This is a genomic window from Paenibacillus sp. SSG-1, from assembly GCF_002224835.1.
Classification (GTDB): Bacteria; Bacillota; Bacilli; order Paenibacillales; family Paenibacillaceae; genus Paenibacillus_AQ; species Paenibacillus_AQ favisporus.
Map to the genome: position 1 here is coordinate 5714102 of NZ_MBRK01000001.1, position 16607 is coordinate 5730708.

Sequence of the window (16607 nt, forward strand, 5' to 3'; positions counted from 1 at the left end):
TTAAGTGTATTAAGTGATATAATACACTTAAATCACATAAGTGACCTGAACATTTGCACTTATGCCGAGAAGGAAAGCTGTGCTTCCAGACCCAGCAGAGCTTTTAGGAGGGAAGGCCATGGAAGACCAACAGGTTGGCCCGCTGCGGTTCCACATCGACTTCAGCCAACCTTTATATGAACAAATTCTGGATCAGGTGCGCAGCGCCATTGCCAAAGGAGAGATTGGATTGGGAGACAAGATGCCTTCTGTGCGCGAGCTGGCTCAAGAGCTTCGGGTGAACCCGAACACCGTCATGCGGGCTTATCAGGAGCTTGAACGGGACGGACTTACCGAGAAACGGCGGGGTCAAGGAACCTTCGTCACCTCTTCCCCGGAGCATGTCCGGTCGTTCCGAACGGCGCTCGCGGCCAAATATATCGACAGCTTTATGGATCAAATGGAAAGCCTCGGACTAACCTGGAACGATATCCAGTCCTATATTGAACAAAAATACGACGCGGAGGAAGGAGGATCCATGCGATGACGGCACCGATACTGCGATGTGAACAAGTAAGCAAGGCCTATGGGAAGAAGCAGGCGCTAAACGGGCTGAACATCACCGTTCCCGAAGGGCGGATCACCGGTATTCTGGGCCCGAATGGCTGCGGCAAATCCACGTTATTCCGGATGCTTACCGGCCTCGTCCGGCCAGACCGGGGCACCGTGGAAGTGCTCGGCTCGAAGCCCGGCTGGGAAACCAACCGCCACATCGCCTACCTCCCCGATCGGGCCCGCTGGTATCCGAACCATACGGTGCGGCAGGCGTTCGAATGGGGAGAGTCCTTCCTGCCTCGCTTCTCGATGGAACAGGCCATCCGCCTGGCGGATTATATGGATGTTGAACTGGATGCGAGAATCGGCGGAATGAGCAAGGGCCAGGAAGCCCGCGTTATGCTGATTCAGTGCCTTGCCCGGGAAGTGTCCCTCATTATTCTCGACGAGCCTTTTACCGGCATCGACGTCATGTCACGGGAGGCGATTGTGGCCGGCATCATCGACTACCTCGAGGACAGCGGGCAGTCCGTCCTGATCAGCACCCATGATATTCAGGAGGTTGAAGGGTTGTTCGATTACACGGTCATGATGAAGCAGGGTCAGGCGATCTGGTCCGGCGACACCGAAAGCTTGAGGGCGGAATACGGTTCACTGCGCGATGTATTCCGTAAAATGTACGCAAAGGAGTGGCAGCGTTGATGTCATCAGGCACGTTTATGGACCTTGTCCAGCATGAGTTTATGGTGCGGGGCAGCTGGAGAAAACTGAACCGCGTCCGCTTATCCAGAAGCTGGTGTGCCGCTTATATCCTGATTGTTGCTGCAGCGGTGGTCATCGTCACCACTTATCTGGCGGCACGTAACGACCTAGAACTGAGCAGCTTCTGGTATATGACGCTGGCTTTCCCTTACTGGATCTTCTTCCTGGGATACGGCGCTGTAAAAAGAGAATGGTCCAACGATACGTACGGCTGGTGGCTGACGCTCCCGATCCCGAGATTTCGCCTTATTGCCGCCAAATGGCTCGGTAACTGCTTGAAGGTATGGATCGCAATGATCGCCATTTACATCGCCTTATCGGCGTACGTGCTTATTCTGACCTCAACCATCGATCATTACACCTACGACATGGCCGTCTCTTTTATGATTACGGGCATTAACTGGCTGACCGTCGTCGCCGGCCTGACCCCTTTCATCATAGCCGCAGGCATGCTGACCATTAGCGTCATGTACAGCACCGCCAAGCCGCTGACACCGCTCCTCTGGATTCTATTTATGGGAGGCTTCAGCATCGTATACTCCAACATGAACGAGTATTTGCTGCCTGAAGGCCGGCTGGAAACCGCAGGACCGGCGACGTTCTTCCCCTTTCCATGGGAGCTTCCGGCAATCATCATCGGCAGCTGGGCGGTAGCCTATGGCCTGATCCGGGCGGTGACATACGTCATGGATAAAAAGCTGGATCTGTAGCAAGTTCAAAACGCTTTTCTTCTATAAACTTAACGGGATATTCAACGTGGCCGCCGGAAGCCTTTCGTTCATCCGCACGAGCCGGTACTGCCGGCGGCCCGTCATTTTGCAAACATGCTGCTTCACAAAACTTTAGCCGATGCTTCCGGTGCTAGTTTTGCTGCGACGATTTTGCTTTGAGGTTATGCTTCACAAAACTTAAGCTTATGCTTCCGGTGCTAGTTTTGCTGCGACGATTTTGCTTTGAGGCTATGCTTCACAAAACTTTTAGGAGGTTGTCCCTATGATCCAAACGACGGCTCGCAACACCGCCGAATCTAATCAGACTTCTTATAACAACGATTATATGCTAGAGGTTTCCCGGCTCCGCAAATCCTATCCGAAGAAACAGGCGCTCCAGGACGTGAGCTTCTCTCTGAAAGCCGGCACTTCGTTTGGCTTCCTCGGACCGAACGGCGCGGGAAAGTCCACCACGATGAAAATTTTGACCGGCATTGTCCAGGCCGACAGCGGCTCCGTCCGGCTGCTCGGCAAGGAGGCGACCAAAAATCCGGACGCCGTATCGAAATATATCGGCTACGTCCCGCAGGAAATTACGCTGTACGATAAGCTGTCCGCTTATGACAATCTGGAGTTTTTCGGTGAGGCTTACGGTGTCCGGGGCAAAATGCTGAAGCAGCGCATCCACGAGGTACTGACCCAGACCGGTCTGCTGGACCGGGCCAAAGAGGAAGTCGGCACGTTCTCGGGAGGCATGAAGCGCCGGATTAACATCGCCGCCGCGCTCCTCCACCGTCCCAAGCTGCTGATTCTCGACGAGCCGACGGTTGGGATCGATCCGCAGTCGCGGAACCACATCTTCGAAATGATCCGCGACCTGAACCGCGAAGGCGTGACGATCATCTACTCCACCCACTACATGGAGGAAGTCGAAGCGCTGTGCGATGAAGTGGCCATTATGGATCAGGGCACGATCAAGGCGATGGGCCCGCTCGGGGAACTGCTGGAGAATTACGGACAGAAGGCCATTTACGTGGAAATTGCAGGAGCCCATCACCTACCGGAAGACCCGGATGTAACCGCGGTCCGCAAGGAAGGCTCCGGATACGTGCTGGAAACGGAAAATCTGCATGGCGTGATGCAGCGACTGCTTCGCCTCGCTTCCCAGCACAGCTGGGACGTGAAGCAGCTGGAAATCGTCCGTCCCTCGCTGGAGAACGTATTCCTGCGGGTAACCGGTACCGCACTCCGGGATTAATTCTTTTTCACAAGCATCCCTCTCACTCATTAAGGTGATAAATCGTTCATCGTATGAAACAAGCAAAGAAATGAACAAGCAAAGGAGCAAAACCCATGAGAGCCATGATTATCAAAGAATTGCGGCTGATCCGCAAAGACCGCAAAAGCTTCTTCTTCCTGCTGCTGATGCCAATCCTGTTCATCGCCATGTTCGGTACGATTTTCAACAGTGCCGGAGGCGACAGTTCCTCCGTATCCATCCGCACGATCGACCAGGATCAATCCGCCGCGTCCCAAGCCTTTGTGAAGCAAATGCAGGGGATTATGGACGTGAAGCTGGAATCGTCATCCACCCTGGACGACCAGGTCGACAGAATGAAACAGGGCCAGTTCTCGGCCATGCTCGTCATTCCCGCCGGATTCGAAAAAGCCATGAAGGAAGGCAGTCCCGCGGATATTCAGCTGTACCAGGACCCTACCGCACAGACCGAGCTTGCGCCGATTCAGGCGATCCTTAGCAGCATTTCCAGCCAATATCGCGAGCAGAAGCTGACGGATGTCCTGCTGGCCAAGGGAGATTCCAAGGAGCAGGCAGAGCAGGCGCTGGCCTCCCCGATCCAGATTAAAGATGTGGCGACGACGTCCGACCATATCAGCTATATGGACTCCATGGTCCCCAGCATGACCGTCATGTTCGTCTTCTACATTATGATCACGATGGCCCGCCGCTTCTTTGACGAAAAGAAAACCGGCCTTCTGTCCCGCATTCGCAGCACGCGCGTAAAGCCGCTGCAGTATCTGGTCGGGATGTGGGTGCCCTTCATCCTGACGGTTATCGCCCAGTGTGTTGTCCTGTTCGCCTTCGGCCACTTCGTCTATGACGTGAAGCTTGGCGACGTCGCCGCCCTTACCTTGATTGTGCTCAGCCTCAGCATCTGCGGAACCGGCATCGGGCTCGGCTTATCCTTCCTGGTGCCCGGCGAGGGAGCTGCCATGGTCATCACCCAGGTCATTGCCATGGGCGGTGCCATGCTGGGTGGCCTGTGGGTACCGTCTTACCTGCTTCCGCAATCCGTACAGACCGTCGGGCACTTTCTGCCGCAGTACTGGGCGCTGCACTCGCTGCAGAACATTATCGCTCATGGCGCCCATCTCGGCGACGTTGCGGGACCTGCCCTTATTCTCCTGACGTTCGGGGCCGCCGGCCTCCTGGTTGCATTCTTCCGTCTGCCAGGGTTCCTGCGCTCGGCTGCCAACTGATTCCTTATCAACGTTCAAAACGACGAAAAACCTCCCGTCCGGAAGTCATCCTTCACGGCCGGGAGGTTTTCTTGGTTTCCGATCCTTGGTCATCGCTTATGTATCGTCGCCTGCCGCTTTTCCCAACCTTTGATTTCTCATATAGTCGACAAAAATGCGGGCGTATTCCGGATCCCACTGCGTCCCTCCGCCCTCTTCGAGAATGGACAGCGCCTTGGCGACATCCATGCCTTTACGGTATGGCCGATCCGAAGTCATCGCATCAAAGGCGTCGGCTACGGCGATAATTCTCCCGAGCAGCGGGATATCGTCTCCGGCCAGTCCGTCCGGATACCCTTTCCCGTCATATCGCTCATGATGGGACCTTACGCCGGGAAGGAGCGGCGCCATGGCATCCTTCGGCTCGATCTGCTTCAGAATCGTCTCACCAAGCACCGGATGGGCCTTGATTTGGTCGAACTCCTCTTCCGTTAGACGCCCTTCCTTCAACAGAACGGTGTCCCGGATGCCGATTTTCCCGATGTCATGCAGCAGCGCCGACTGGCGGATCACGTTGATATCCTCCTCAGTCATCCTGCTGAGCCGCCCGATCAGCTCCGAATATTCGGCCACCCGCAAGGAATGCCCTGCCGTGTAGGCGTCTCTGGCATCGAGCGCAACGGCGAGGGTCACAAAGTAGCTGTCCAGCATCGCCCGGGTCTGGGCTTCACGCGACTGAAGCGCCCGGACCATCATGTTGAAGCCGGTGGCCAGCCGGGAGAACTCGTCCGAATACACGTTTTGGACCGTCTTCAGCCGGCCATCCTTGACATGATTCATGGCGTCGTACAGATGGGAGATCGGCCGCTCCACCTCATGGGTCAACAGCCTGGCACCCGTATACGTAAAAATGATGTCGACCAGCAGGATCAGCCCCGCCCAGCCCCAGTACCCGGTCATCATTTCCTCGTTTAAATTGCCCAGCCGAATCTGGGCAGCCAGGGTGAACAGCAGGAGCGGCGAGGTACCGATCAGCATGGCGCTGAGCAGAAACTTCGGACGGATGGACAAGACGACATGCCCCTCCGGATTCAGCTCAATGCGGTGCGTTTCCTGGGCGAGCCGATGAAATTCCCCCATCAGCGGCCGGACCGTCGCCGTCGTCAGAAAAAATTCGATCATCGCATGCATGCTGGCTACGAGGAAGGCGCCGGCTGCCGCAGCCGCAACATAAATCGGCGGGAAATGAAGAAGGCCACGGCTCATTTGCCACAGTGTCAAGCCGGCCGCAGGTACGGCAAGCCCGAGGAAATGCGGGACCAAAATCCGGAACACCGCCAGCTGCGGCAGCTTATGTGCCTGACGGTAGGCTGTTTCAATGGTCTGAACCGTACAGGTCCGGCAGAACAAGCCCTGCCGGATCGGCCGAACGTGCCGCGTGAATATCCAGGATTCCACCGCGACCATGACCGCCATGGAGCAAGCAAAGATGATCGCCAGCCGTTTGATCTCCTGCGGAGAAATGCTGATCGTGGTCAGAACGAGAGCGCTGCCCACGATCCATACCGCGAATAGCGATCCGAAAATATAATTCCGTACCAATTTGTTCCGAAAAGCATAATACAGGGCAACCCCCTGCAAACGGGTAGAATCGGTATCCATAAGCCAGCCTTCCTTTTTCATCAATATAGGCCGTTCGGCGCAGCACTATTAAGAATATCGGTTATTTCATCCCAAAATGTGACATGAACCAGCGACAAAAACCAACTTTTATCATAAAATCCCTCCGTATGAAATGGCGCTTTTGCACATTTATACAAGTCTGGTGGGCGATATAATTTCCTATTGCATTTATAAAGAATATGTGATATATTATGTGAATATAACTTCATTTAACCCTTTTCGTTCCCCGCAAGAAAGAATAAATCTTCAACCTCGAAGACTTAATTTCCTATTTTGAAATAACCCAATGCGAAGTATGAGATTTAAGATGCTATTTCTGATTCACGCTGGCGCGGTCATCGGAGCCGCAAGGACAAAAGAGAGGCAGGGCTTTTGTTGTTTTGGAAGTCATTATTCTGTTAACGAACTAGAACAAGGAACCAGACTGCAGCCTTGAACGGCTGTCAGGGGTTAAATATATGAGGCGGCCGCTGCGCCGCCAAAGCCAAACCCCCCGGAGAAATGTCCGGGGGGTTATCCATATTTTCCAATGTATTTACGGCCTACTGCCACTTCCTTCTCTCGTCAGGAGGCTTAGCCGGCTTTGCTGTATCCGCGGAGCGACTCCGCATGCTTCATCGATTCAATGAGCGCAATCGGGTTATTGTCCATGCCGCCCGCGTTGACCCGGTATCCCATGTACTGCCCGGGGCCGTCGATTCCCGGTTTGACGGTAAAGACTACTTGAATGCCGAGATTGCGGCAGAGACCCAGCACCTGCTGCGTATAGCCGCCGTAGGGAAAAGCGAGAATATCGCGGCGGTTGCCGATTTTATTCCGGAGGATTTGATCCGCCCGGGTTAAATCACCCTTCACCCGCCGAATATACTCCTGCTCCGTCTCCACATGCCCGGTGGTTTTGTTATGCTCCGGTCCCATCAGCATCGGCTCCAGCCTGTCATGGGTTTTCCCTTCGGGGCGAACATAAGCATAAGCGTGCGAATCAAACGTATGGCTGTAAAAGTCGATACCACTCCGGTGCATGAGCTTGACCTGGGCCCAGGTCAGCTTCGGCAGTCCGGGATGCTTCGGATTCCCCACCGTCGACACGATCAGAAAATTCGTTGCCGGCACGTGGTACTTCTTCAGGATCGGGAACACATTGGTATAGAACGTCTCATAGCCGTCGTCAAACGTCATCAGCACGGCGTTGTCCGGCACCGGCTGATGCCGGGTGACGAAGTCGGCGTACTGCTCCATCGTAATCCAATGGAATCCGTTTGCCTTCATGGCCTGGAGCTGCTCCTCGAATACAGCGGTATCCAGACTCTTGTCATTGATCGGACGCGGAGAGACGTCGTGGTACATCAGCGTGATGACTTTGTTTTTATAATACACCGCACCTGGCGTCGGCTTGGTCGAAATAAAGCTGTATGCCGGAACACCGCCCTCTTCCTTTTTGATGTGGGGCCTTCCGGGATAACGAACCAAATGATACACATAAGGGCCCTGCCTCCAGACGAAAAATGCCGCGAACAGCACAAGCACGGAAAAGGTGCAGTAGAGGATAATTTTTTTTCTCAGCATCACGTTCCAATCCCCTTCGTTCCATAAATTCACTTGCAAAGGGATGCATCCCCCGCTCTATAAACATACTCTGGAAGCAAGGAGTGATGCAAATGCCAAAATACCGGATCATCGTCGACCTGTCGGAGCGCACGTTATATTTGCTGGACGGCGACCAGACCGTCAAATCCTATCCCGTAGGCATCGGAAAAATGGTGACGAAAACCCCGACCGGGGAGTTCACGATTGTCAATAAACAGGAAAATCCCGGCGGACCGTTCGGGGTGCTGTGGATGGGCCTCTCCAAGCCCCATTACGGCATTCACGGAACCAATGATCCCGCCTCTATCGGACGGGAAGTCTCCCACGGCTGCATCCGGATGCACAATGAGGATGTGCTGGATTTGTCTTCCTACGTTCCTGTGAATACAAGAGTGACCATCCGGCCGTAATGGCTGTAAGTGCCGTCAGTCTTGGTCCGAAACGACCTTGATTCCCTTCTCTTTGCGGTACTGGATCACCAGCTGCCGCCAGAAATCATAACTTCCCGTTTCATCTGCAATATAAGGCTTGTAATAGCGGTAAGCCTCCTTCGCCCAGTCCGGGCAGGGCATGCTTAACAGCGCCTGCTGCTGCTTGATCCATTCCGCCTGCTTCGCAACCGTGTTCTGCAGCTCGCTAAATGCTGCCTTTTCCTCAGGGGTCATATGCGCCCCCTCCTTCCAGGCATCGTATTGGTCCAGGTTATATTGATCAATAATCCGGATTAGCTTATCTGCATACTCCGGGTCCGTGGCATAACCGGCGGCGCCGATCGCGGCGGCGGCCGATCGCCCGTCTGTGCGGAGCGCGCCGGCATACTTGTCACGGTCCCAGGACACGCCGTTCATCAGCAGGCTTGAGTGATCGGCCACCGATTCGGCCCAGCTGTTGTACGCGCGGAAGTCGGCTATCACCCGGCCGGCCACGCCGCGAACGTACTCGGTGGTCTGCAGGCGCATGCTTCCTGCGGTGCCCTGTCCCTTGATGCCGAACAGATTGTTGGCCTTCACCGCCAGCTCGCTCGTGCCCCAGGCGGATTCGAGGGCCGCCTGGGCGATCGTGAGCGATGCCGGCACACCCGACTGCAGCTGGTCGAATTCAGCCAACGGTGCCATGATGGCGATAAAGTTTTGTTTCTTCATAATCCTCCCTCCCAGCCCTCTGGTACATACAATGCTGACCGCTTGCTAACGGCCTGGACGCAGCTGCCGCCCCACGTTTTCAGAGCACCTGAGTCATGTAAAAATCTCCTGACCGCTCCGGTATGAGGCATTTGCCTAATTCTTCACGGCTTCTTACAATAAGAACATATGTAACGCTTGGAGGGTGGATGTATGAAGCAGGCAAAAGCAGATCATTTTATCATCAATCAGGAGTGGGTTACCCCGGAAATCCGTGCCGTTCAGGCCGGTCCGGAAGATGTCGCGGCCGCGCAGGGACTGCTGTTTCGAACGGCGCAATGGCTTCAGAGCATAGGCTCCAAGCAGTGGAATCAGCTGCTGACCGGCGAGGATCGGCATCATATCGACGAGGCGGTCCTGCGAGGGGACGTCTTCCTGTTCAAAAAGGAGGAGCGCCTTGCCGCCATCGTCATCCTCCAGCAGCATGCGAGCGAATGGGACCGCAACCTGTGGGGCGAAGAGGGGCACGATACCTCTGTCTATCTGCACCGGCTTGCCATTGACCGCGAATTCGGGGGAACGGGTCTTGGCAGCGCTATTCTGCACTGGGCATTGACCGGAATAAGGTTCCAAGGCAAAGACCGAATCCGTCTCGACTGCATTGCCGACAACCCCGGCTTGAACCGGTTGTACAGCGGGGCCGGCTTTACGCTGAAGGGCCAGCATGAGAGCGGGTTTAATATTTATGAGAAAATGGTGAGGTAGCTTTCGCTCCTCAAGCGGATAACTACGCAAAAAAGCCTTCCGGCCTGCCGGAAGGCTTTTCTCATATCGTATATAAAATGCAGGTTTTACGAGTTGGTTAATGGGACGATACCGAGGCTACGCCAATCTTGTCGATGATACGCTGGCTCTCCGGATTCAATCCCCGGACGGCCACCTTTTTGTCCAGCGCCTCATACTTGGCCAGCACCTTGGATACGGCGTTTACGCCCGACTGATCCCAAACGTGGGAGTGGGAAAAGTCAATCGCAATCTGCTCGGGATCCTCCTGGTAATGGAAGAGATGCACAAAATGGTTCATCGTTCCGAAAAACATCTGTCCTTTGATTTCGTACACCTTTACCCCATGTTCATCGATATGGGTCTGCGCGTGAATACGCGCCATTTTCCAGCCAAAATTCAGGGCGCTCAGAATGACTCCGGTCACAACGCCGATCGCCAGGTTGGACGTGGCCACCACGATTACGACGGTCACGACCATGACGATCGTGTCACCCAGCGGCACCTTGTTCATCGTTCGTAAAGAATGCCAGTCGAACGTGCCCACCGACACCATGATCATAACGCCCACCAGCGCCGCCATCGGCACCTGTTTGACGACATCGCCGAGCACGAGGATCAGGAACAGCAGAAAGGCGCCGGCAATAAAGGTCGACAGCCGGGAGCGGCCCCCCGACTTCACATTGATGACCGTCTGGCCGATCATGGCGCAGCCTGCCATCCCGCCGAAAAAGCCGGTGAGGATGTTGGCGATGCCCTGCCCCTTGATCTCGCGGTTTTTGTTGCTGCCGGTATCGGTCAGCTCATCCACCAGGTTGGCGGTCAAGAGCGTCTCGGTCATGCCGACGACCGCGAGCGCCAGCGCATAAGGCAAAATCGTCAGGAACATATGAAACGACAAGGGAACCGACGGAACATGAAATGCGGGAAGCGACTGCGTAATGGTACCCATATCGCCTACCGTACGGACATCGGCATGGGTCAGCACCGAAATGATCGTCATGACGATAATGGCGACAAGCGCTGAAGGCACCGCTTTAGTGAGCAGCGGGAACAGATAAATAATCAACAGCGTTGCGGCCACCATCAAGTACATGATCCAGGTTGCCCCTTCAAAATTCGGCAGCTGCGCCATAAAAATAACGATCGCCAGCGCGTTAACAAAGCCCACGATAACCGATTGCGGGATAAATGTGATGAAGCGCCCGAATTTCAGCGCCCCCATGATCCACTGCAGAATGCCGGTCAGCACTGTCGTCGCAAACAAATACTCGATCCCGTACTTGGCAACGATCGGTCCCATCAAGGATGCCATGGCACCGGTGGCCGCTGATATCATCCCCGGGCGTCCGCCGAAAAACGAAATGCTCACGGCAATCACAAAGGATGCGTAGAGACCGACCATCGGATCCACACCGGCCATAATGGAGAACGCGATGGCTTCGGGAATAAGCGCAAAGGCAACGGTTAGACCGGACAAAATATCTTTTCTGACATTGCTAAAGAAGCCTTGTTTGATCCAGTTCAAAAACAAGAAATAATCCCTCCTGTGGATATATAAAGTTGTATCTGTAGCGCTGATCGTGCTGCTATCCGTTCATGAAATGTTACAGGGTGTTTCAAGCGGGCTCCCCACTCTCAGGTTCGCCGGGTCCGATGGTTCACTGTTTTTCATTATAGCGTTATAATCGTCTGAACCCAAAACTGCATGTATGCGCTATTTCCCTCTGTATACTAATCCATTCTCCCATTTACTCGTCTATATTTCTTTTTTCAATCCATATGTATATACTGCGGTATCTGCCTTTCTTATGAAATGGCGAAAGCCCCGCCGGAGGGCGGGAGCTTCGTTGCCCAAGGACCGCTTGGGCCCATGGATTAATAAATAAAGGATTTGGTAATGATGACGAGCAGAATAAACAGAACCAGGATGGCTCCCGTTGAGGTAAATGGGTTTCCTACACCACTCATGGTTTCTCCCCCTCTCTCCTGTTTATACTCTATCGTATGCCGCGTAAGGAGAATCGGTTTGGACAAATATCATTCAAGTCCATTTGCCCTATGAAAATGCGCGATGTTCCCGGGGGTAAAGGACCTTGCCGCCACAACTCTATCGAGCTTATCAATGCTGTTCCGTGGAAGGAACGATATAGGAAATACCTATAAGTATAATACGGTTTATATATTTCCATAATGAGCGGGCTGCCGGTACAATGAAGTCAATTCCAACAATCAACGGGTAAAGGAGAATGGTGATGGACAGATCTGTGATCAAGCTTTTTGACGCCAATGCAAAGGACTATGACCGGCAGCGGAGGGGACTGATTCCCTGCTTCGACGACTTTTACGGGATGGCCCTGTCCCTGGTGGAGTGCGGCAATTCTACTCCATGTATTTTGGATCTGGGGGCCGGAACAGGCCTGTTCTCCAGCATGGTACTGCTCAAATACCCTGAGGCACGGCTTACGCTGATGGATTTAAGCGACAGCATGCTGCAGGAGGCCCGCCGGCGGTTCCACGAGGTACCGAATGTAGATTATGTTACCGGGGATTACAGCAGTTATCCGTTTACGCAAACTTACGATGCCGTCGTCTCTTCCCTCTCCATTCATCATCTGTCCCATCCGGAAAAAAGGCAGCTGTTCGCCACGATCCATCGGCTGCTGAACGAAGGCGGCATCTTTGTCAATGCCGATCAGGTGAAAGGCCATACCGACCAGGCGGACGTATATTACCGGAGACGCTGGCTGGAAGAAATCAGGGCAAGCGGTCTGCCGGAAGAAGCCATTCAGGCGTCGATTGAACGCAGAAGCCTGGATATCAACGCTACCGCCGCCGACCAGATGCAGTGGATGGAAGAGGCCGGCTTTGAAGACGTGGACTGTATGTACAAGTATTTGGACTTCGCGGTGTTTTACGGAAAAAAATCAGGGCGGACTTCTTAGTCCCCCTGATTTTCTGTTTAGCGCCGGATCAGTCGGTCAGCCTCTGCCGGAAGCCGTCCATCAGGACGTCCAGCCCGAATTCGAATTCCTCCTGCCATCCGGTATCGGTCGTATGGGAAGCCAGCCGGATCATATTCGGAAACTGCTCGCTTGGCAAACTGCGGAAGAACCGGGCGTACTCCTCGCTGAGCTGAGCCTGTGCTTCCTCGCCGGAACCGGCCATCCCCTTCAGCCGCACCTCCTCGGCCACAAAGCCGAGCACATGGTTCTTCACCATGGATGCCATCCACGGGATGTGACCATCCGCGAATCCGGCCGACGCAAAGATTTGGTACAGTCTTTCAATCTGCAGCAGACGGTGGTATCCCATGGCGATGCCGCCATTGAACAGGTCCACCGCATCACGGTAGCGGTGCAGTACGCGCCGGAATGCATGCCCCCACTGGATCAGCTGTTCCTGCCAAGGCAGGTCCGGGTCGGGCCTGTCCATTTCTTCGCTTATTTTATCCCCGATAAGCTGGAGCAGCTGTTCTTTATCCTTCACATGATAATACAGGGAAGCGGTCTTTACCTGGAGCTCATCGGCAATCTTACGCATGCTCAGCTCCTTCAAGCCAAATTCGTTCAACACGCGGAGCGCCGTCCGGACAATCCGGTCACGGTCTAGTGGAATGTGCAGCTCCTCCTGTTCCCCCGTGCCGGAGAAGGGATGCTGGGGCACCGTTCGTTTTCTGGCCATCGAAGAGCCCTCCTTTTCACTTGACAATTATAGCATATGCCATTATTCTAATCCCATTAGATTAATCTAAACCCATTAGATTAATGGGCAGTGGTATTCCGCAACGGAATCAGAACAGCCTAGGCAAAATTTTACGATGTGAAGGGAGTTTTATATGAATCCAATTTATTCGGTAGTCCGGTCCATGAACCGGCACCTGGGCGAAATTTGGGAGGCGATTCTTCAAGAGCATGCAGAGGAACTCAGCAGCATGTTTGCGGAATTCGGCGACCGCGCTTACGGCGTCTATATTCAACAGCTGATGGGTCCGATCTGCGAGGAGGTGCGGAAGTCGGGATACGAGGTCCCCGCCGGATTCCGCTTGTCGGAGTCAGTCGAGAACTGGGGCCCGCCCGAGGAGCGTGAGCGATGCGTATGGTATGTGGTCAGAGACGAAACCGGTAATCCGTGCGGCACGGCAGTGCTGCAAATTTTCCATTCTCACGCCCGGTTTCATTTCCCGCAGCCGCCACGCTTTTTAGCCCTGGAAGAAACGGAGCAAGAAGCCATTCTCCAAGCACTCTGCACCACAGGCGTGCGCCTAAGCGGACTGCCCCAGCGTTACCGTCATTCCGCCGGCGACGAGCCGCTGGAATGGGAATACGGGACGGACGCGGGGCTGCTCGAATACATGCAATCATACCGCGGCCACACGGCGGTGGACTTTAATTATGCGCTGTCCTCGTGGGGGCGCCATGGCTGGGAGCTTGTACAGATCGTGCCGCATCAGGACCGCCTGATCGGTTTTTTCAAGCGTCCCGTTCAGCAAGCCGGCGAAGGGCAATAACAGCAAAAAAACACCCCCGGAGCTTGTTTTGAACAAGCACCTGGAGGTGTCAGGCGGTGAGCGATACCCGTTACCCCGCGGGCTGCCGCTGCTGCTTTGCCGCATCGATCGTCGTAAGGATGATCACGCGCAGCGCCCGCAGCATCATTTCCTGCGGCAGCGAAGGCAGGCCCGGCTTCTGCAGCGCCATTTCCGTAGAGGCCGGGAAATGGACAAAACCCGCCAGCGTTGACAGCTTCTGCTCACGGATATAATCCAGCACGGCGTACATCGTGTTGTTGCAAATAAACGTGCCGGCCGACTCGGACACGGCAGCCGGAATCCCCTCCGCCTTCAGCCGGTTCACGGCCTCTCGGATCGGCAGCCGCGAGAACAATCCGTCCGGTCCTGCCGGATTAATGGGCAGATCCTGCGGCCTCTCCCCTTTGTTGTCGGCGTATGCCGCTTCCGGCGCCACGTCCTTGACGTTCACCGCGATCCGCTCCGGCGTTACCGCCGTCCGGCCTGCGGCCAGGCCGCAGCAGATTACGGCGTCCGGCTGATAGTCACGCACCACCTCAAGCAGCCTTTCGGCACATTCGTCATAATGGACCGGAAGCAGAACCGTCCGGATCTCGGCCTCCGCAAACGTCTCCTCCCGGATATCCCGCACGAGCTGCTCCGTCGGATTGACCGCATTTCCGCCAAAGGGCTCAAATCCTGATACCAGTATTTTCATGAAGCTTCTCCTCCCGGCAAGTCTTTCCTTCCATCATATCAAACGGGACAGATCGTTCCTACCCGAAATCGCGCCGCCAAGAAGGGATGCTGCTTCCCCGCGGATTCCGTTCCTTTTTGTCCTGCGATACGTAAGGAATCCAAAGTCTCCGGAGCCTGCATCTCAAAAAAACACCCTGCCCGGCAGCTGGCGGCTGCACGGCAGGGTTCCCATCTACAAATTATATCCGCCACTGTTCGGCTTGGTCGGATTGGAGATAATCCCCAGCGTCGCCAAAATTCCGAGCACCAGGTCCGCGGCCGCCACAAGCTCTTGCCGCTTCATATCCGACAGTTCAAACGCTCCGGTGAGATGACCAATCAGCTGCACCAGCAGAAGCACCTGCGAGACCATACTGATCCAAAGCGCATAGTTGCGAAACCGTTTCTTCTTGAGCATCATATGACCTCCTTTAAGGTCATATATATTCATCCGCCCCGGCAAACTTGTCCGAAACTTTCACGGGATGGACGAGCGATGCCAGCGATTTTAGAGAAGACCTGAGTCCAGAGCCTCCAGAAACGTCTCTTCGGACATCACCCGAATGCCCTCCCGTTCCAGCAGGGCGGTCGTCACCCCGCTGCCGGCCACCTTCTCATTGGCGAAGGAACCGTTATAAATCATGGCGCTTCCGCAGGAGGGGCTGTACTCTTTGAGCACCACCATGGACGCACCGACTTCACGGGCTTTTTCCAGCGTCCGGTGAGCCCCCTGAATATACATGCCGCTGACGTCCCGGCCCGATTTCTCAACAACCCTGGCCCGGCCCTCCAGCACGGCCCTCCCATCCCCGCCTACGATCTCCGCAGGCTCTCTCGGGGTGACGAATCCCCCCAGCAGTTCGGGGCAGACCGTCACCGCCCTGTTCTGCGCCACCATTTGCTGAATGACTTCATTCAGACTGTCGGTTCCATTATAGCGAACCTTCAGTCCGGCCAGACAAGAACTGACCATAATCATACCCGTTCACCTCCTGAACTGTTAATCCGTTTCACGTAAACTATTTATTTGTCCCACGTAAACTATTTATGACTTTAACGAAAGTATACTGCATAAGCGAACTGCCGGGGAGGCCCGGCTTCACGGTGTAGGATTGGGCCGAAAAAACGAGGAAAGCCCGGGATCAGGCTCCCGGACTTTCCTCGATATCTCTTTTTCCCCTTGCCCCAGAGGTGCAGATGTTACATGCTTAACGCCTTTTTTGCATTTTCCATATCATTGGCCAGGAGCCGCTCCAGATCGTAAGCAGGGTACATCGAACGCTCCTCCATGAATTCAAAAACCTTGGCATGGAGTTTGATCGCATTGTTCAGATGCTTAACGAAAACCTCCCTTAAGGCCGGTGTTGCCGTTTCCGTAATCGCAAGCGCGTAATTGCGAACCCAACCTTTGGCCTTGCCCAGCAAATGGCCGGCATAAAAGCCCGTCATGTCTGCCGCTTCGGCTTTGCCGCCTCTCGCTCCCGGGACCGGTGCTTGCGGATAAAACTGCAGCAGGTCTTTTATGTTTTGCTCCAGGCTCATAATAGCCTCTTTATACAGGGCGTGCAGCTGCGGATCGGTGACCTTGCCGATGTCCATTTTCAGGCAAATCAGGTCGTTGGACTGTGCTGCTACCAGCTCATGCATCTCCAATGTTTCATGCCATGCTAAGTGTTTCACTTGGGCTTTCTTTCCAGAAGA

General features: G+C 54.7%; 19 protein-coding genes. 9 read left to right on the forward strand and 10 right to left on the reverse strand.

All coding sequences use genetic code 11. The features are described from left to right. Nucleotides 1–118: 118 nt before the first annotated feature. The 5 genes from BCV73_RS26175 (at nucleotide 119) to BCV73_RS26195 (ending at nucleotide 4505) form a co-directional block, all read left to right on the forward strand. On the forward strand, nucleotides 119–526 hold the full coding sequence (locus BCV73_RS26175) for a GntR family transcriptional regulator (protein WP_076172845.1): 408 nt from the start codon (nucleotides 119–121) through the stop codon (nucleotides 524–526). Continuing rightward, nucleotides 523–1236, forward strand: coding sequence for an ABC transporter ATP-binding protein (locus BCV73_RS26180; protein ID WP_089549109.1), 714 nt, complete (start codon nucleotides 523–525; stop codon nucleotides 1234–1236). Before BCV73_RS26175 ends, BCV73_RS26180 begins: the two co-directional genes overlap by 4 nt. Beyond that, nucleotides 1236–2006 carry an ABC transporter permease subunit gene (locus BCV73_RS26185; RefSeq protein WP_089549110.1) on the forward strand — a complete coding sequence of 257 codons (771 nt, stop codon included), beginning with the start codon at nucleotides 1236–1238 and terminating at the stop codon, nucleotides 2004–2006. The genes BCV73_RS26180 and BCV73_RS26185 overlap by 1 nt, the downstream gene beginning before the upstream one ends. 283 nt (nucleotides 2007–2289) lie before the next feature. Beyond that, nucleotides 2290–3264, forward strand: coding sequence for an ABC transporter ATP-binding protein (locus tag BCV73_RS26190; RefSeq protein WP_244879412.1), 975 nt, complete (start codon nucleotides 2290–2292; stop codon nucleotides 3262–3264). A 95-nt stretch (nucleotides 3265–3359) separates the two neighbouring features. Beyond that, nucleotides 3360–4505, forward strand: a complete 1146-nt coding sequence (locus BCV73_RS26195; RefSeq protein ID WP_089549111.1) for an ABC transporter permease — start codon at nucleotides 3360–3362, stop codon at nucleotides 4503–4505. Between the two features lie 96 nt (nucleotides 4506–4601). On the opposite strand, the gene BCV73_RS26200 is transcribed toward BCV73_RS26195, so the two are convergent. Together BCV73_RS26200 and BCV73_RS26205 are read right to left on the reverse strand one after the other, a co-directional pair. Next, nucleotides 4602–6146 carry an HD-GYP domain-containing protein gene (locus BCV73_RS26200; protein ID WP_089549112.1) on the reverse strand — a complete coding sequence of 515 codons (1545 nt, stop codon included), beginning with the start codon at nucleotides 6144–6146 and terminating at the stop codon, nucleotides 4602–4604. 594 nt (nucleotides 6147–6740) lie between these two features. Continuing rightward, entirely contained in the window at nucleotides 6741–7766 is a 1026-nt protein-coding gene (locus tag BCV73_RS26205; RefSeq protein ID WP_218828195.1) for a polysaccharide deacetylase family protein, read from the reverse strand. A gap of 59 nt (nucleotides 7767–7825) precedes the next feature. Between BCV73_RS26205 and BCV73_RS26210 the strand changes: the two genes are divergently transcribed. Next, complete coding sequence (locus BCV73_RS26210; RefSeq protein ID WP_076172839.1) at nucleotides 7826–8164, forward strand: L,D-transpeptidase; 339 nt, start codon at nucleotides 7826–7828, stop codon at nucleotides 8162–8164. Between the two features lie 15 nt (nucleotides 8165–8179). On the opposite strand, the gene BCV73_RS26215 is transcribed toward BCV73_RS26210, so the two are convergent. Next, on the reverse strand, nucleotides 8180–8896 hold the full coding sequence (locus tag BCV73_RS26215) for a glycoside hydrolase family 73 protein (RefSeq protein ID WP_089549114.1): 717 nt from the start codon (nucleotides 8894–8896) through the stop codon (nucleotides 8180–8182). 192 nt (nucleotides 8897–9088) lie between these two features. On the opposite strand from BCV73_RS26215, the gene BCV73_RS26220 reads away from it, so the two are divergent. Then, nucleotides 9089–9640 (forward strand): GNAT family N-acetyltransferase, encoded by a 552-nt coding sequence (locus BCV73_RS26220; protein ID WP_089549115.1) that lies wholly within the window; start codon nucleotides 9089–9091, stop codon nucleotides 9638–9640. A gap of 97 nt (nucleotides 9641–9737) precedes the next feature. Here the strand turns inward: BCV73_RS26220 and BCV73_RS26225 are convergent, their stop codons facing one another. Both BCV73_RS26225 and BCV73_RS26230 read right to left on the reverse strand, forming a co-directional pair. Next, on the reverse strand, nucleotides 9738–11192 hold the full coding sequence (locus BCV73_RS26225) for a SulP family inorganic anion transporter (RefSeq protein ID WP_089549116.1): 1455 nt from the start codon (nucleotides 11190–11192) through the stop codon (nucleotides 9738–9740). Between the two features lie 344 nt (nucleotides 11193–11536). Further along, on the reverse strand, nucleotides 11537–11629 hold the full coding sequence (locus BCV73_RS26230; RefSeq protein WP_084203986.1) for a sporulation protein YjcZ: 93 nt from the start codon (nucleotides 11627–11629) through the stop codon (nucleotides 11537–11539). A gap of 284 nt (nucleotides 11630–11913) precedes the next feature. Between BCV73_RS26230 and BCV73_RS26235 the strand changes: the two genes are divergently transcribed. Then, nucleotides 11914–12603 carry a class I SAM-dependent methyltransferase gene (locus tag BCV73_RS26235; RefSeq protein ID WP_089549117.1) on the forward strand — a complete coding sequence of 230 codons (690 nt, stop codon included), beginning with the start codon at nucleotides 11914–11916 and terminating at the stop codon, nucleotides 12601–12603. Nucleotides 12604–12631: 28 nt separating this feature from the next. Here the strand turns inward: BCV73_RS26235 and BCV73_RS26240 are convergent, their stop codons facing one another. Beyond that, complete coding sequence (locus tag BCV73_RS26240) at nucleotides 12632–13342, reverse strand: TetR/AcrR family transcriptional regulator (RefSeq protein WP_089549118.1); 711 nt, start codon at nucleotides 13340–13342, stop codon at nucleotides 12632–12634. Nucleotides 13343–13496: 154 nt separating this feature from the next. On the opposite strand from BCV73_RS26240, the gene BCV73_RS26245 reads away from it, so the two are divergent. Continuing rightward, nucleotides 13497–14168, forward strand: coding sequence for a DUF6022 family protein (locus BCV73_RS26245; RefSeq protein WP_089549119.1), 672 nt, complete (start codon nucleotides 13497–13499; stop codon nucleotides 14166–14168). Nucleotides 14169–14238: 70 nt separating this feature from the next. On the opposite strand, the gene BCV73_RS26250 is transcribed toward BCV73_RS26245, so the two are convergent. From BCV73_RS26250 to BCV73_RS26265, 4 genes are all read right to left on the reverse strand, one after another. Beyond that, nucleotides 14239–14886 carry a pyroglutamyl-peptidase I gene (locus tag BCV73_RS26250; RefSeq protein WP_089549120.1) on the reverse strand — a complete coding sequence of 216 codons (648 nt, stop codon included), beginning with the start codon at nucleotides 14884–14886 and terminating at the stop codon, nucleotides 14239–14241. A gap of 213 nt (nucleotides 14887–15099) precedes the next feature. Further along, nucleotides 15100–15324: a phage holin gene (locus tag BCV73_RS26255; RefSeq protein WP_076172832.1), complete on the reverse strand. Its 225-nt coding sequence runs from the start codon at nucleotides 15322–15324 to the stop codon at nucleotides 15100–15102. A 90-nt stretch (nucleotides 15325–15414) separates the two neighbouring features. Next, nucleotides 15415–15885 carry a 2-thiouracil desulfurase family protein gene (locus tag BCV73_RS26260; protein ID WP_089549121.1) on the reverse strand — a complete coding sequence of 157 codons (471 nt, stop codon included), beginning with the start codon at nucleotides 15883–15885 and terminating at the stop codon, nucleotides 15415–15417. Between the two features lie 221 nt (nucleotides 15886–16106). Further along, nucleotides 16107–16553, reverse strand: a complete 447-nt coding sequence (locus BCV73_RS26265) for a spore coat protein (RefSeq protein WP_076172970.1) — start codon at nucleotides 16551–16553, stop codon at nucleotides 16107–16109. Nucleotides 16554–16607: the final 54 nt, after the last annotated feature.

Excerpts from the sequence above, each read along its gene's own strand:
- BCV73_RS26175 (WP_076172845.1), top strand. The coding sequence starts at position 119 with ATGGAAGACCAACAGGTTGGCCCGCTGCGGTTCCACATCGACTTCAGC.
- BCV73_RS26180 (WP_089549109.1), top strand. The coding sequence starts at position 523 with ATGACGGCACCGATACTGCGATGTGAACAAGTAAGCAAGGCCTATGGG.
- BCV73_RS26185 (WP_089549110.1), top strand. The coding sequence starts at position 1,236 with ATGTCATCAGGCACGTTTATGGACCTTGTCCAGCATGAGTTTATGGTG.
- BCV73_RS26190 (WP_244879412.1), top strand. The coding sequence starts at position 2,290 with ATGATCCAAACGACGGCTCGCAACACCGCCGAATCTAATCAGACTTCT.
- BCV73_RS26195 (WP_089549111.1), top strand. The coding sequence starts at position 3,360 with ATGAGAGCCATGATTATCAAAGAATTGCGGCTGATCCGCAAAGACCGC.
- BCV73_RS26200 (WP_089549112.1), bottom strand. The coding sequence starts at position 6,146 with ATGGATACCGATTCTACCCGTTTGCAGGGGGTTGCCCTGTATTATGCT.
- BCV73_RS26210 (WP_076172839.1), top strand. The coding sequence starts at position 7,826 with ATGCCAAAATACCGGATCATCGTCGACCTGTCGGAGCGCACGTTATAT.
- BCV73_RS26215 (WP_089549114.1), bottom strand. The coding sequence starts at position 8,896 with ATGAAGAAACAAAACTTTATCGCCATCATGGCACCGTTGGCTGAATTC.
- BCV73_RS26220 (WP_089549115.1), top strand. The coding sequence starts at position 9,089 with ATGAAGCAGGCAAAAGCAGATCATTTTATCATCAATCAGGAGTGGGTT.
- BCV73_RS26230 (WP_084203986.1), bottom strand. The coding sequence starts at position 11,629 with ATGAGTGGTGTAGGAAACCCATTTACCTCAACGGGAGCCATCCTGGTT.
- BCV73_RS26235 (WP_089549117.1), top strand. The coding sequence starts at position 11,914 with ATGGACAGATCTGTGATCAAGCTTTTTGACGCCAATGCAAAGGACTAT.
- BCV73_RS26240 (WP_089549118.1), bottom strand. The coding sequence starts at position 13,342 with ATGGCCAGAAAACGAACGGTGCCCCAGCATCCCTTCTCCGGCACGGGG.
- BCV73_RS26245 (WP_089549119.1), top strand. The coding sequence starts at position 13,497 with ATGAATCCAATTTATTCGGTAGTCCGGTCCATGAACCGGCACCTGGGC.
- BCV73_RS26250 (WP_089549120.1), bottom strand. The coding sequence starts at position 14,886 with ATGAAAATACTGGTATCAGGATTTGAGCCCTTTGGCGGAAATGCGGTC.
- BCV73_RS26255 (WP_076172832.1), bottom strand. The coding sequence starts at position 15,324 with ATGCTCAAGAAGAAACGGTTTCGCAACTATGCGCTTTGGATCAGTATG.
- BCV73_RS26260 (WP_089549121.1), bottom strand. The coding sequence starts at position 15,885 with ATGATTATGGTCAGTTCTTGTCTGGCCGGACTGAAGGTTCGCTATAAT.
- BCV73_RS26265 (WP_076172970.1), bottom strand. The coding sequence starts at position 16,553 with ATGCATGAGCTGGTAGCAGCACAGTCCAACGACCTGATTTGCCTGAAA.